Consider the following 13,843-nt stretch of genomic DNA (forward strand, 5'->3'; position numbering starts at 1 on the left):
TCTTTACCGTAGTCGATCCACTAATTCCCGGCGGTAGGTAAGCCCCACGGGTAGGGCGGTCTCACCGATGAATACCTCGTTGCCACTCAGACGCCTGACTTGTCCAGGGAAACAAGGTAGGATTTATGAATGCGTATGAACCCATCGGCGGGCAGGCGCTATTCCAACTCGCTCATCGTCAGCGCTGTTACGTATACCTGTTCTGGCGTAAATAGCTTGACATAATTTCCCCCAGCAAAACGACTTGCAGTCGGACATCTTCCGGGCGTATTCGGCCAACCAGTATTTTACTCGCTCGGTGAAGCTAACCTTTAGCTGGCAGTTTGGGCAAATACGTGATAATCACGACGAACCGGTCCGGAAAATAACCAATGACGATGCCTGGGCGAAGTAATCCGATTTATTCCCAATCAACCCATTATTTACGCTAAACAATTTATAATGAAGCAATTTTTGAAACCGGGATACACCTTATGGACGATGAATAGTGCCTGTCTGTGGTTACGTTTGGGACTGGGCGTCGCGATGATTCCCCACGGCTACGAAAAACTGATGCACTTCAACGAGCAGCAGGCCGACTTTCTCAACCTGTTCGGTTTGGGAAGCACCATTTCGCTGGCGCTAGCCATCGGGGCCGAGTTTTTTTGTTCGATGTTGCTGATGCTGGGTCTGCTGACCCGCCTGATACTAATTCCACTAATCATCACGGCCTTAGTCATTGTGTTTATGGCCCATGGAGGAGATATCGTGGGCGACGGCTCGGCGGGCTTTCTGTTGCTAGTCGGTTACATCACCAGCCTGTTGTTGGGAGCCGGTGACTATAGCCTGGACGCATACATCTTCAAACCATAAATAGGCACTTTGGGAAATTGCCTGGGGACAGAGTTGGTATAGGTGCTTTTATTAGAGCTGCAAACAGCAATTGTTCACGCGTCGAAGACTTTTATGCTACGATGATTATTCCAGTGTAATATTCCCCAAAACGAAGTTACCTATGCCAAATCAGCTCTTCTTTGAAACGTCTGATCTATCCAAGAAATGGGGTAGATCAGACGCAGCATATCCTTAATTTTTAGTTATTGGATACTATAACCGCCATCGACGACCAACGTATGGCCAACGACCAGACTGGCTGCGTCGCTACACAGCCAAATAACCGCATTGGCAATTTCCTCCGCACGCCCAAGTCGTCCCACCGGTACCGTTTTGATCATAGCATCCAAGACCTCCTGCTGCCCGCCTTCTATCATTTTATCAACCATAGGGGTGTGGATGATGCCTGGACAGATGGTATTAATCCGGATTCCCTGGGATGCGTATTCCAGAGCCGCGCTTTTGGTCAAGCCAATGACGCCGTGCTTGGCGGCATGGTATGTCCCGCGCCCGGCACCGCCCAGAATGCCACCGATCGATGAACAATTCACAATAGCACCACTGCCTTGTTTACGCATCTGCTGTAACTCGTACTTCATACAACTCCAAACGCCCCTCAAATTGATGGCCGTTACCCGGTCGAAGTCCTCTCGGGTCTGGTCGGCTGCATCGGCAAGGGCATTCTGAACCGCGGCATTGTTGTAAGCAGCATCCAGTCGTCCAAACGTAGTCACTGTTTTTTCCACCATGGCTTGCACAGCTCGATCGTCGGATACATCACACACCACTGCCAGGGTCGTGTAGCCTTCTGCCGCCAATTGCTCGGCTGCGGCATAGACCTCTTTTTCATTCCAATCCGCCAATACGACTGATGCGCCTGCCTGGGCAAACGCCCTGGCGGCTGCCAGCCCGATCCCTGCTGCTGCGCCCGTTACCAGCGCGACTTTATCCTTCATTATTTCCATGATACAATTGCCTTGCGTTTGGCTTTTAAAGATATGATACCAAAACGTATCCCGGCACAAAGGTCATAGAAGGTTGAAAATCAACGCTTATACAGTTTACTGATTTACCTACCATTTTTACGGATTCTGTTTTGCCGACAAGGACGGGCTGTAATTACCGGTAAATTCGCAGCGGTAAATCGACAAGGAATATGGATACCATCTTACGGATTGATACGGTCAGCGAGCATGATGCTTTTTACCAGCAGGAGAACCGACATCCGCTGGTCAGCGTAATCGATTTTGCGGGTAGGACGCCTGCGGTTTATGCCTCGAAGATGAATTTCGGGTTCTATGCGGTTTATCTAAAAGAGGTGAACTGCGGGGACATGAGATATGGCCGTCATACATACGACTATCAGGATCGAACACTGGTTTTTGTGGCACCTGGACAAATCATTCATGTGGATATCAATCAGGACTACAAACCACAAGGCTATGCCCTCCTGTTCCATCCTGACTTGATCCGTGGGACATCACTGGGTAAGCATATCGATACCTACAGTTTCTTTTTGTACGAGAGCAAAGAAGCGTTGCATTTGTCCGAAAAAGAGCGAAAAATCGTTTTGGATTGCTTCGAGAAAATTCAATATGAGCTTGAACAGGGTATCGACAAACATAGCCGAACACTCATTTCTGCCAATATCGAACTGTTACTGAACTATTGTACGCGGTTTTACGACCGGCAGTTTATTACTCGGCAAGATGTCAATACCGATATTCTGGAAAAATTTGAGACGTTATTGATCAACTATTTTCACTCTGAGAAGCCACAACTTATTGGCCTACCCTCGGTTAGCTACTGTGCTGATCAGTTCCACCTTTCGGCCAATTATTTCGGTGACTTAATCAAAAAAGAAACCGGGAAAACACCCACGGACTATATTCACTGGAAAGTGATGGAACTGGCGAAAGAGAAAATGATGGACATGCGCAAATCGATTAGTGAAATTGCGTTTGATCTTGGATTCAAGTACCCACAGCATTTTACTAGGACCTTCAAAAAAACCACGAGTCTTACGCCCAATGAGTATCGTCGGACTATCGGGCGCTCACTCAATCAGATACAGCGCTATGACCTTAATTAAATAAGCCTATTAGAAGCATATCATAAAATTAAGCGGCTCAGTCAACCTTCAGTTCTTATGTGCGGCTGATTCAAATGACTTGAAGATTATGAGAATTTTCTGTGGCAGACTTACGACTGCGGCTGACCATCTGAAACGGTCTGGCTACCGTTTCTTTTTGCCAAATCCTTTTCGGTTCCACCAAACCATAAATCCGGTTACGGGTAGCGAAGCACCAATAAGTGAACCTAAAAACGCCAGAATCTTGCCGGGCATGCCCAGTATCGTGCCAATGTGAATATCATAATTCATCCGGCGTACTTTCGCGCCGGTTGATGACTCGTCAAAGCTTTTGTCGAAGACGGCATAAAAGTCTAATCGCTGTAAGGTGTGCCGATCGAAGGTGTGTCGGGCTACATCGTAGAATCGGCCGGGGGCGGGGTAGGTTCGTATGCTGATGGTCGACTTCGCCTGGGAGGAATCGGGGAACGCGTAAAAAAAACCACCTGCCGAAGGATAGTCGGTTATCATGCGTGCCCACGCCCCATCGATGGCCTGGTTGTAGGTATACTGTTTGTGCTGCTGAGAAGGGTCCGAACTAACGCGCTTCCATTCGGGTTCCGTCTCCCCGCCGGAAGTTATCCAATACAATCCTTTACTGTACAACGGAAGCCCGAAGACCATGCCCGACAAGGCCAGCGCCAGCAGCACCAGCAGCGCATAGAAGCCCAGCACATTGTGCAGATCGAGGTTGATTCGCTTCCAGCCAGCCTTTCTCTTTATCGTAAAGCTTTTTTGGCGGGAAGCGCGCGTCCATTTGGCGGGATACCACCAGATCAGACCAGTAATCAGCAGGATGGTAAAGACCAGCGTTCCATAGTTGACCAATGGCTGACCAATTTCCTTCGGAAGCCACAGATGTTGGTGCCCCAGCAGGACCCATTCGAAGAACTCTTTTTCGTTTTGCCCGTAGGTTTTACTACCCTGAATCTGCCCGGTATAAGGATTTAGAAACAGTAGGTGCCGTTCGGGGTCGCGTTCCGTGCCTACGCCTACTCGGATAGCCGTTCCCTGTTGATAATAAGCATAAGAAGCGGACTTTCCGGGATAATGCTGCTGCGTGATGGCAAGCACTTTAGACGGAACGACCACTGGCTCCTGGCGGATCTGGGCGCGAATCGACGGCTCGGTCAGGTAGGTGATTTCTTCACTGAACACCCAAACAGCCGCTGTGATGCATACAATAAATACGATGATACCCGAAGCAAGTCCCAGCCACAAATGAAGCCAGTTATTCACCTTTTGAAAGGACGACTTTTTTCGACGCCGAGTCGATACTTCTTCGAGAGATTCAATACCAGTATTCATGGGGTAAGTACTCAATCACAAATAGTCTAGAATATTTCAAACTGGCGTTTTTGTCATGCTGACGAAGGAAGTATCTTCGAAAGGCTACGGCCAAAGATGCTTCCTTCGTCAGCATGACAAAAAATGGCGATTAATGGATTAATAATTAACTGATTATTAATCCATTAATCGCGTTAATTATTTAGTCGGGTGCGGGGCAATGAGCTGCACCTGCACCGAACCACCCCCATCGAGGCTGAGGCCTTTTTTGAACCCGTTCGCATCACCCGCCGGATCGAACTCGTAGATGAACGCAGGCTGATCGACCGGAGCGATACCCGTGTAATATTTACCGTTGAATACCAGTGGAGAGCGCACCATAGACACCGGGCTTAGGGGAACATTCATCAGTGTCGCTTTCTGATTGCGCAGGTCTAGTTTCACCACTTGACCCACGTTTTTCAGTCGGTCGCGTACAGAGGTCATTAGCTCTTCGTACTGTACCGTGCCAAACGCGATGCCGTTACTCACATAGTTCATACCCATCAGGCAACCCTGCCGACCCACCTGGCTTGTTACGTCGAAGAAATAGTCTTTGTCGAACTCGGTCGCACCTTTTTTGATGCGCAATACTCCCGACTTACCACCTAAACCGGTCCAGTATTTACCCGCACTGGCAACGAAATAATGATTGCCCTCTTCGTCGGTGGTCAGGCTCGACAGGTAATCGTAGCCAATACCGCCAGCCGTCGCGTTGCTCTGCGCTACGTTCAGGTTCGTCATGGCCGGGTAATCGTATACCAGCGCTTTCACGCCATCGACTTCGTAGGCACGGGTAGCCGTGTTGTAGAAATAGCCGCCCAGGATAAACTTACCGTTGTCGACATATCCTTTGCCGGGGTAAAACTCCAGGCCGGGTTTTGCGGCATTATAAGGCACCGTCAACGTTCCTTTCGCAACTACTTTCAGATCAGGCACACTCAGCCGCGCCCAGCCAATAGAACCGTTATTGCCCGAATCGTTAGCCCCCAGCACCAGCAATGTATTGTCATCGACGACGTTGATCGACTGGAAATAGTTAGGCACGACACCGTCGGTCAGGATGTAGGCGTTCTGCACCAACGACCCGTCGACCCCCATTTTGTACTGTACAAACCGCTTTTCGGGTAGGTTCATCAGGTACACGTATTCTTTATGCCAGATGTAACGTGACCCATTGGCTTCCAGGCCTTTGCCTTTAAACGTCAGCGAACCTTCCGTCAGCGAGGACGTGGCCGCTACGTATTGCAGGTCCTGAGTCCAGCTGGCAACGGTAAAATGCTGTGGACCGGCCGGTACAGTATTCTCGGAATCATTTTTACAGGATATGATACCACTTAGCAGCCCTGCCGATAGCAAAGCAAGGGCGGTGAGCGACTTCATTCGGGATACGGGAAATAGGCTACTTGACATTTGACGAACTGGATTGAGATAAAAAATAACGCACTTTAAGGCTAATGAACCGCCCCGGTTTCTGGAGCAGGTAGTTATCGTATACTTGCTGATCGAGCAGGTTGCGGCAGTCGACGCCAACCACGTAGCGCCGGTTGGGTGCTGTAAACTCCGCCCCGATGTCCTGCACGAACTGGGTCGGAATGACCCGCTTGGTAGCCTTTGCCCCCAAACTCGGCCAGCCCAAAAAATACTCGGGAACATAGTGAGTACCGACGTAGCATGATGCAAGAGCCCCTTTCCAGAACAGGTCGGCTTTGGTCAGGCTGATCTCGGCATTGGCCAGCAGGTAAGGTGTGTTCCGCAGTCGGTCGTTGAAGACGTGGTTGGGGGCTCCGGCAGCGGTGTAGCGCAGTTTATTGCGGATGTCCTGGTAGGTCGCGTTGGCGGTTAGGCGCAGCCAGTTTCGGTAGCGGTACTGCACTTCAGTTTCTACGCCCAGCGTCTGAATGCGGTTCAGGTTTTCATAGCGGGCGGTGCCAAAAAGGTCGGCTTCGCCCAGCCAGATCAGGTTGTTGGTATGGCGAAAAAACAAACCGGAGGCTATGTTCCAGCTACTATTAGTCCGGCTCAGGCGGTACTGCACACTGGCATTGGCGTTCATACTCTGTTCAGGTTGCAGACCGGGTGCGTTCAGGATCGTGTTGCCGTCACCCAGCAGTTCTAAGGCATCGGGTAGGCGCGTGGCCGATTCAGCCGACAGTTTGAGCCGCGTGCGGGGATGCAGCTGATAGGTCGACGCCAGACCAAATCCCCAAACGCCCTGCTGCTGCCGGTTTATCAGCAGTTCGCGCTGTGCGCCCCCGTTGTAGTCATATGCGTTGGCCTGCGCGGCATAGCGGTAGTATTTGACGAAAACGGTATTGGTCAGGCGGGCGTCGAGCAAATTCAGTTCGTACGACAATCCCATGATCTGCTTGCTGAGCTGCTGCGGTAACCGAAACGGTATTGTCCAGTCAGCGATGGCCAGCGCGTCGCTACCGGTCCGGCGGGTCTGGTTGTGGAGTGCGTTGAGGATAAAACGGTGCCCATCGGCTGGCTGATAAGCGAAGTTAACCCCGGCCAACGCTGTTCGGTCGTCGAAGGTGTACAGCGAGCGCTGCGCCCGGATGCCGCCCAGTTCCCCCCGCACGTTACTGGCAATCACCTCGCCCCGCCAGTTGTACTTGCGCGAACTGGTATCGACGGTTGTACCTTGCAGGCTGTTCAATGATGCAAACGCATCAACGTTCAGCCCACGGATAAACAGATCTTTTTTGGCAAACGTCAGGCTCGGCATCACCAGCCTCTCGCGGTACCGTACTTCACCGTAGACAAAGGCCATTGTTCGGCCCGTCTGAATACCACGTTCCAGATCGGTCACTGTCAGGGCCAGCAACAGGCGGTCGGCCCAGCGCACATTGGTGAATCCCACCTCCAGGCGGGCGTTGGCTGATTGATAATCGTCGTTGAAGCGCCGGAGTCGCCCCACGTCGGGTAGAGGTCGTCCGTCGGGCCCGGCAATTTCGATGGTTCGACCCCAGACCGGATAGTTGTTTTTCGAAGCGTTGTAGAATAGGTGTGCGTTGGTGGTAAAGCCCGTTTTGGCCTGCCGCCAGCGTCCGCTGAGTGCCCCCCGGTGCGTGCCAAACGAGCCGATGCTGTAGGAAGCGTCGAGGTAGCTAGCCACGTCGCGCCGAGTAATCAGATTCACGGCTCCGCCCAGCGCGTCACCCGCCAGTTCGACCGGCACAACCCCTTTGTAGACCTCGATCCGATCGACTAGATTGATGGGAACGTTATTGATACGGTACGAACTGCCGAAACTTTCCATTGGCACACCGTCGATGAAAAATTTGACGGCTTTTCCCGACAGTCCCTGAATGGAATAGGTAAAATCGGACCCCATCCCGCCCGTTTCGCGCACCTGCACGCCCATCGTCCGGTCGAGTAGCCGGTTCATATCGACGTTGCGGTTTTGAAGCGGCAGCGCATCGATGGCTTCGACAGCGAACGCCCGCTTGCGAATGTCCTGTGTCGTGGCCTGCCCTGTCACGGCGACTTCGTCCACCGTCTGCACGGCTTCGTTCAGCATCAACACGCAGGTACTCGTTTCGCCCGCCCGCACCGACACCGTCTGCCGATTCGTTATGAAGCTGACGCCCGATCCAGTCAGCACGTACGTACCCGGCGTCAGATTCGAAAACCGAAACCCGCCATCAGCTTCCGTGACGGTTGCTTTATTCAGTGAATCGAGCCGGATGTGAATGCCGGGAAGCACCCCACCAGAGGCCGCCCGGACGGTGCCGGTAATAGTGCCGGTCAGTGCTGATTGAGCCCATCCGAAATAAGATAGGGCACAGAGCATCCCCACCAGCAAGAATTGTCTAACTTGCATTGCGTTTACTTGTTGCCAAACGGTAAAAGCGCCCTGTTTCCAGCAGGGGTAATCCGGGGTCGTGTAGCGTCAACTACGCGGCCCTTCTTTATTATAAGCGAAACCGGTTAACCAGCCGGGCACTGAACGGGCGCGGTATATCGTCGTTTAGTTCGTCGGTGGTCGCCGTGATCAGTTGGTATACATCATCAGTCATTGCCAGGAACGTCTGCCCCGGCAATAGCCGCAATCCGTCTTTTTTATGTGAATCGGTGCATTCGACAGTCAGCGTCTCCGGGTCATAGTCGTCCCGTTCCGGCGTTATGGCGACTGCGCCCTGAAACTGCACGTTCGTTTTGAAATCGAATGGCGAGGTCGTTACCGTACAGCGGCTGCCCGGCTGCACGATCAGCCGCAGGTGATTCACCCGTAGGGTCTGCGCCGTGGCCCGATGACTCGTATCGATTACGCTAGTCTGGACTAGTCCACCCAGCCAGCCGTAGCCCATCCAGAGCGTCAGACAGGCAGCCGTCAATGTGGTCACCAAACGGCCTGACGTAGCGGGCCAGTTTATCCGACACGCCAGAAATCTTTCCTGCGTATTCGATTGCGACCGGTCAATGGCCCGCCAAATCTCGTCCCGCACCGCCTGCTCGGATTGAGGTGGGCAGTGGACCGGGTTAGCCCAGGCATCGGGGATACCTTCTTCCGAACCGGACTGCGCCAGCCAATCGACTACGGTCTGCCGTTCAGCGGGCGTGACCGTGTCCTGGAAGTAGCGCATCAGTAAGTCGGGCGTGATTGTCATTTATCGCTGGATCTATCCGTTAATTGCGCAAGTCGTCCCTTACCCCCAATCAATTGGCTACTTTTTTTGCTTGTCAGCAAAAGTGTTGTACAAGGCGGGATTAGAGATAGTCGGTCAGCCGCTTACGAAGGTATTGCAAGGCGTGGGTCAGGTGATTTTCCACCGTTTTTTCGGCAAGTGTCAGTTCAGCAGCAATTTCGCGGTTAGTCAGCCCCTGCCACCGGCTTAGTTCAAACACACGTCGACGCTGTCCCGGCAATTGTTCGACCAACTGAGTCACGCGCTGCGTTAATTCACTAAAAACAATTTGATTGTCGGTCGTGTGGTCAGACGGTATACCGGTTAATCTTATTTGTTCAAGGTGCTGTTGACGGGCGGCCTGTTTTCGATAATGAGCCGCCACTTGAAGCCGGATCGCTTTGAGCAAATAGGCTTCGAGCCATTCTTCAACAGTGAACGTTTCCCAACGTTTCCAGAGCGATTCGAACACCGTCTGTACTATTTCCTTCGCCAGCTCATTATCCTGCGTATAGTGAAACGCCAGATTGTACATCCGCTTCCAATAGCGGTCGTAGACCTGGGCGAAAACGGACGAGTTGAGTGTATATGACGAAGAAACAGACAAAGAAGGTACGGCTGGTCGACGCAAAGGTACATCATTATTTAGAAGTAGTCCAAATAATAGTTTACACGAGATATACTCAACTGACCTACCATAAGCTCCGGCCTATTGCATTTTCACAAACGGCTTGGGGGTTTTACGAGTAGATTTCATAAGATCGCCAAGGTTTATGCAGTCGATAAAAAGTCTTTCAACACTATTTGCTTACGGTCGAACAATCGTTTCAGCGTACCGACGGATAGATCAAAATAAATTATTGGTTCACACTGTGCTGGCAAAACGGACGGTGAAATAGTTTATAGAATGGGTACGATCCTTCTTATTAAAAGTAATTATAGCGCTGTATGTCAACGTTTTTACCGATAATTCACAGCCGCTCATTTTTACCCTCTTAGCTAACACATATGGGGATGTGTAGAAAGGATTCAATAAAGCAAAACGACTATTTTCCAATTATTACTTTTCGATGCTCAGTACCCCACTCGGCCAGCTTGTCAATGACGGTTTGTAGTGTTTTTCCGTAGGCCGTAAGTTGATACAGAACCGTTACTGGCTGCGTATCCAACACAGTGCGTTTCACCAGTTTGTTAGTTTCCAGTTCCTTCAATTCTTTGCTCAACATTTTGTTTGAAATACCCTGTATATCATGCAAGATGTCGGAAAATCGTCGCTGATTGTTGTAACAGATGGACGAGATAATTGAAATTTTCCATTTCCCGTTCAGTACATCCATCGCATCGTGAACGGCCATGATTTGCTTTTTCTTCGTCGTGCTAACTGCACAGTGACTGTCTGTCATAAGTTACCTTGTTACGCAAAAGTTACTGTTACTTTTAGTTACAAAGTTACGAAAAGCAACCTCGCTAAACTACATTTGTCCCGAAGAAAAATGAACGCAAAAATGGATTTCACAAACAAAAATGTAGTGATCACCGGCGGAAGTACGGGAATTGGCTTTGCCACCGCCAAAGCATTTATCGACGCAGGGGCTAAAGTTTGGATCACTAGCCGAAGTGCCGAAAATCTAGAAACAGCAGCAGCAACCATTGATAATCCCAATCTACATACAATCGTTTCGGATACGGCTAATGTAGCAGGGATTGCGGTTTTGGAAAAGGCCGTTGCCGAAAGTGGGGATAAGGTAGATGTTCTTTTTTTGAACGCTGGTATCGCTGTGTTTGCTCCCATAGCATCCGCTACAGAGACTGACTTTGATGCCCAATTCAATACGAATGTAAAAGGGTATTACTTTACCTTGCAGAAGATGATTCCACACCTGAAAGAAGGAGCGTCGGTTATTTTCACCTCTTCGACGGTTGCTACCGCTGCCAATTCGGGAGCTAGTATATACTCGGCGACCAAAGGTGCGGTGAACAAAATAGCCCAGATAGCCGCCAACGAACTGGCTGACCGAAAGATACGGGTGAATCTGCTTAGCCCCGGTCCGGTAGAAACCCCCGGTTTTGACAAGGCTACCCTTGGCATGCCCAAAGAAGCTTTTTCATCGGTTACGGCTCTGCAACGTATGGGCAGACCGGAGGAAATTGCCAAAACGGTACTGTTCCTAGCCAGTGATGACGCCAGCTTCATTACCGGCACCGAACTGCTTGCCGATGGTGGTTATCTGACCTATGCTACCAAATAGAGCGCACCATTTAATCGGTTCAAATCAGGGATTCTGCCTTTTTGACGAACGTGTTTGGTTGAACAAAAACCTGCTCATTTGTGAGCAGGTTTTTTTGTTTAAATACCTCGCTATAAGCGTTACTATGGATAAAGGACAAAGAAAAATGATTCTCACAGCATCAACAGGTGTAAAGAGTACGCCTAAGGAGTCCTGAAATTCCATTTGGAGTTATCGCTGCTGAAATCAAATTCTGCCAGTGTTGGTGTGCTATCTCCCGAAGATACCAGCGCTAATTTCTTTCCTGAGTTCGGTACTACCTTGGGCATTATTCTGTAGCTACCATCCGTCAACTGATCGATGCGCCATAACTGTTCGGGTGCGCCAGTAAACGCGGGCACGGTTACAACCTCTGCTTCGGTAGTGGCAGCCAGGGCCCGATCTGTTCCGGCCAAGACAATTTTGTAATAGGGACCACCTAAATAGCCGGTGGTATCAGGAGCATCCGTAATTGTCCAATTTTGATGGGGGCGGGACATGTAGTCGCCTATTCGTAGCGGAACAGTACCGGTTGGCCAGGCTTTTACGACATCGGCTAATTGCTGAGCCGGAACGGGCTTAATGGGGTCATTGTTGGGCTGGCCAAACCCTCGTGGTCCAACAGCCATTCTTGTAAAATCAACGGCCAGCTCTAACGCATAGCCTCTTCGTATAGATTCAATTTCATACGTCCCTTCTTTAAACTTTTCCCCAGCAACTGGCCATCCATCTTTCCAAACTACCGGCAGTATGCCCAAAACGCTTCGACCACTTTGCTCTAAATCGGCTTCGTAATGGATAGACATTTTTTCAACGCCGTCCTCAAGTCTGATGTGCCCAAAATGCCCAGGACCAATTAATCCTCCGCGGGTAGCAACCACCATTTTGCCGCCCCCTTCTAGCATGCTTCTGCCTACATTATCGAGGTAAGGACCTGTTATTTTTTTGGATCGACCTACCACCACATTATAGGTTGAGTTGGCACCATCGCAACAACTTCCATGCGTAGCCAGCAGGTAGTACCAGCCGTCGCGATAGACCAACGTGCTGGCTTCACAGACGATGGCTACATCAACAGGTTTATTACCAGCTTTGAGCTTTCCTGTTTTAGGGTCTAATTCGATCAGGCGGGTGAAGCCAAAGTAGGTTCCGTAGGTTAACCAAAGGCGTCCGGTGGTAGAGTCCAGCATGACACCGGGGTCAATAGCGTCGTTTTCCTCGTAGCCATCTGAGGTAGCTACGACAACTGGTTCGGAATACTTGAAATCGGGCGATTTTGGATCTAATGTCTTATTCCACATGGTCAGAATTGCACCCTTGTGGCTGGGAGAACCACCAGTTGCGCCATAGATGACAAGATACCGATCTCCGATTTTAATAACGTCGGGAGCCGCTCCGCCACCGGGCCTCACTCCACCTCCGTGCCATGTCCAGCCATCTTCAGAAATTAATCCGCCACCGCCTGTGCCAAATGTATAGTACTTGCCGTCACATTCAGCGATGGTCGAAGGATCATGAATGAAGGGTCTACCGATCTGGGCTATTACAGTTTGTGTTATCAATAAAATAAGTAAAGTTGTCAGGCTGGATACGTTCATTCGTTTCATAGATTATTTGTCTTAATTAGCGTAAACAGACGGCTAACGCTTATTCGTAACCAATACGGAGGTTTTTGACGGGCGATCCTTTTTCATCTAAAAAACGAACACAGAAATTAGCCATACCCGGTCCATTTATGACGGCCCCACGGACGATGTTCTTCCCCTTTTTAAGCGTTAAACGAGCAGAGGTACCATTATCGGCAATCATATCCCGGTCGCCGGAAAGCATTAAGGCTTCCTGTCCATTCAACCACCACATACTGCCAGAATTGCATCCGGCAGCCATCCTGACGTTTTGGATTTCTTCGGGGCAATCGATGATCGTCACAAGCCAGACAAGTATGCCGTATTTTGGCTTGTTGATGGCGTAGGTAAAATGGTATAAATTGACGTTGAAAGTCTTGCTGTCCAGTGCATACCACTTCAACTCCTGGTTTCCCACTTTTACCGTTTCGCCATCTTGAGGAATCGTGTTGTAATCGCCAGAAAAATTGTCGGTCGCAAAGGTGGTTCGCAGGTAGTTGTCGGTGAAAATATTATTCCTGACGATATCTTTCTTTACCGGTTCCAGCACGAGCCAACGTTGAATGAATCCTTTTGCATCAGGTGACTTTTTTGCGGCAGAGGCCCTTGTGAAGTGTTTGGATAAGGTATGTGTCGTATCCTCTTTTATGGGTATGGGAGGGAGTGGTATTCGTTGTCCCGGACCTGGGCCTTGGGCAAAGGCGGTAAGGCCACCTGTTTGTAATCCTGATAAAATGACAAACGTTACAACTGGCAACAAGGGTTTGCGTCTTCCGTTCATAGCAGATTGCCTCGGTAAGAATCAGTGTTTCTACAGTAAGCGTAGTTTAGGCAAACCTACTCAACGAATCCGCTAAATGTGTCGGGTACTACCACAGACGGGTAAGCCGTTTCGGGCGGAAATTTTAAAATGCCCAACTTAAGACAGAAGGTTTAGTCTAACCCTCATCACTACGGGGAAGGAGCCGCATCAAGGATTAAATGACA

The 13,843-nt window shown here is 50.2% G+C and carries 13 protein-coding genes; 4 read left to right on the plus strand and 9 right to left on the minus strand.

Annotated elements, in window-relative coordinates:
• Window positions 1-244 precede the first annotated feature (244 nt).
• A complete protein-coding gene (locus tag M0L20_RS23130) occupies window positions 245-394 on the plus strand; it encodes a hypothetical protein (RefSeq protein WP_248479360.1) in 150 nt (49 codons plus the stop codon).
• Window positions 395-441: 47 nt separating this feature from the next.
• Window positions 442-852, plus strand: coding sequence for a DoxX family protein (locus M0L20_RS23135; RefSeq protein WP_248479362.1), 411 nt, complete (start codon window positions 442-444; stop codon window positions 850-852).
• 224 nt (window positions 853-1,076) lie between these two features.
• Here M0L20_RS23135 and M0L20_RS23140 read toward each other — a convergent pair whose 3' ends face one another.
• The gene (locus M0L20_RS23140; RefSeq protein ID WP_248479363.1) at window positions 1,077-1,838 is read right to left on the minus strand and encodes an SDR family oxidoreductase; all 762 of its coding nucleotides are present in this window, start codon (window positions 1,836-1,838) and stop codon (window positions 1,077-1,079) included.
• A 191-nt stretch (window positions 1,839-2,029) separates the two neighbouring features.
• Between M0L20_RS23140 and M0L20_RS23145 the strand changes: the two genes are divergently transcribed.
• Window positions 2,030-2,965: a helix-turn-helix domain-containing protein gene (locus M0L20_RS23145; protein ID WP_248479364.1), complete on the plus strand. Its 936-nt coding sequence runs from the start codon at window positions 2,030-2,032 to the stop codon at window positions 2,963-2,965.
• A gap of 144 nt (window positions 2,966-3,109) precedes the next feature.
• On the opposite strand, the gene M0L20_RS23150 is transcribed toward M0L20_RS23145, so the two are convergent.
• The 6 genes from M0L20_RS23150 to M0L20_RS23175 form a co-directional block, all read right to left on the minus strand.
• A complete protein-coding gene (locus M0L20_RS23150) occupies window positions 3,110-4,312 on the minus strand; it encodes a PepSY-associated TM helix domain-containing protein (protein ID WP_248479365.1) in 1,203 nt (400 codons plus the stop codon).
• A gap of 177 nt (window positions 4,313-4,489) precedes the next feature.
• Window positions 4,490-5,713 carry a DUF4374 domain-containing protein gene (locus M0L20_RS23155; RefSeq protein ID WP_248479366.1) on the minus strand — a complete coding sequence of 408 codons (1,224 nt, stop codon included), beginning with the start codon at window positions 5,711-5,713 and terminating at the stop codon, window positions 4,490-4,492.
• A 19-nt stretch (window positions 5,714-5,732) separates the two neighbouring features.
• Window positions 5,733-8,159 carry a TonB-dependent receptor gene (locus M0L20_RS23160; protein WP_248479367.1) on the minus strand — a complete coding sequence of 809 codons (2,427 nt, stop codon included), beginning with the start codon at window positions 8,157-8,159 and terminating at the stop codon, window positions 5,733-5,735.
• A gap of 91 nt (window positions 8,160-8,250) precedes the next feature.
• Window positions 8,251-8,946 carry a hypothetical protein gene (locus M0L20_RS23165; protein ID WP_248479368.1) on the minus strand — a complete coding sequence of 232 codons (696 nt, stop codon included), beginning with the start codon at window positions 8,944-8,946 and terminating at the stop codon, window positions 8,251-8,253.
• A gap of 100 nt (window positions 8,947-9,046) precedes the next feature.
• Entirely contained in the window at window positions 9,047-9,571 is a 525-nt protein-coding gene (locus M0L20_RS23170; RefSeq protein WP_248479369.1) for an RNA polymerase sigma-70 factor, read from the minus strand.
• 439 nt (window positions 9,572-10,010) lie between these two features.
• Window positions 10,011-10,367 carry a winged helix-turn-helix transcriptional regulator gene (locus tag M0L20_RS23175; protein ID WP_232562928.1) on the minus strand — a complete coding sequence of 119 codons (357 nt, stop codon included), beginning with the start codon at window positions 10,365-10,367 and terminating at the stop codon, window positions 10,011-10,013.
• A gap of 90 nt (window positions 10,368-10,457) precedes the next feature.
• On the opposite strand from M0L20_RS23175, the gene M0L20_RS23180 reads away from it, so the two are divergent.
• A complete protein-coding gene (locus M0L20_RS23180; protein WP_248479371.1) occupies window positions 10,458-11,213 on the plus strand; it encodes an SDR family oxidoreductase in 756 nt (251 codons plus the stop codon).
• Between the two features lie 182 nt (window positions 11,214-11,395).
• On the opposite strand, the gene M0L20_RS23185 is transcribed toward M0L20_RS23180, so the two are convergent.
• Window positions 11,396-12,838 (minus strand): family 43 glycosylhydrolase, encoded by a 1,443-nt coding sequence (locus M0L20_RS23185; protein ID WP_248479373.1) that lies wholly within the window; start codon window positions 12,836-12,838, stop codon window positions 11,396-11,398.
• 40 nt (window positions 12,839-12,878) lie between these two features.
• Window positions 12,879-13,637 (minus strand): acetylxylan esterase, encoded by a 759-nt coding sequence (locus tag M0L20_RS23190; protein WP_248479376.1) that lies wholly within the window; start codon window positions 13,635-13,637, stop codon window positions 12,879-12,881.
• Window positions 13,638-13,843 lie beyond the last annotated feature (206 nt).

This window comes from Spirosoma liriopis, from assembly GCF_023196085.1.
Lineage (GTDB): Bacteria > Bacteroidota > Bacteroidia > Cytophagales > Spirosomataceae > Spirosoma > Spirosoma oryzicola.

Excerpts from the sequence above, each read along its gene's own strand:
- M0L20_RS23145 (WP_248479364.1), top strand. The coding sequence starts at position 2,030 with ATGGATACCATCTTACGGATTGATACGGTCAGCGAGCATGATGCTTTT.
- M0L20_RS23165 (WP_248479368.1), bottom strand. The coding sequence starts at position 8,946 with ATGACAATCACGCCCGACTTACTGATGCGCTACTTCCAGGACACGGTC.
- M0L20_RS23135 (WP_248479362.1), top strand. The coding sequence starts at position 442 with ATGAAGCAATTTTTGAAACCGGGATACACCTTATGGACGATGAATAGT.
- M0L20_RS23175 (WP_232562928.1), bottom strand. The coding sequence starts at position 10,367 with ATGACAGACAGTCACTGTGCAGTTAGCACGACGAAGAAAAAGCAAATC.
- M0L20_RS23150 (WP_248479365.1), bottom strand. The coding sequence starts at position 4,312 with ATGAATACTGGTATTGAATCTCTCGAAGAAGTATCGACTCGGCGTCGA.
- M0L20_RS23185 (WP_248479373.1), bottom strand. The coding sequence starts at position 12,838 with ATGAAACGAATGAACGTATCCAGCCTGACAACTTTACTTATTTTATTG.
- M0L20_RS23140 (WP_248479363.1), bottom strand. The coding sequence starts at position 1,838 with ATGGAAATAATGAAGGATAAAGTCGCGCTGGTAACGGGCGCAGCAGCA.
- M0L20_RS23155 (WP_248479366.1), bottom strand. The coding sequence starts at position 5,713 with ATGAAGTCGCTCACCGCCCTTGCTTTGCTATCGGCAGGGCTGCTAAGT.
- M0L20_RS23180 (WP_248479371.1), top strand. The coding sequence starts at position 10,458 with ATGAACGCAAAAATGGATTTCACAAACAAAAATGTAGTGATCACCGGC.
- M0L20_RS23190 (WP_248479376.1), bottom strand. The coding sequence starts at position 13,637 with ATGAACGGAAGACGCAAACCCTTGTTGCCAGTTGTAACGTTTGTCATT.
- M0L20_RS23160 (WP_248479367.1), bottom strand. The coding sequence starts at position 8,159 with ATGCAAGTTAGACAATTCTTGCTGGTGGGGATGCTCTGTGCCCTATCT.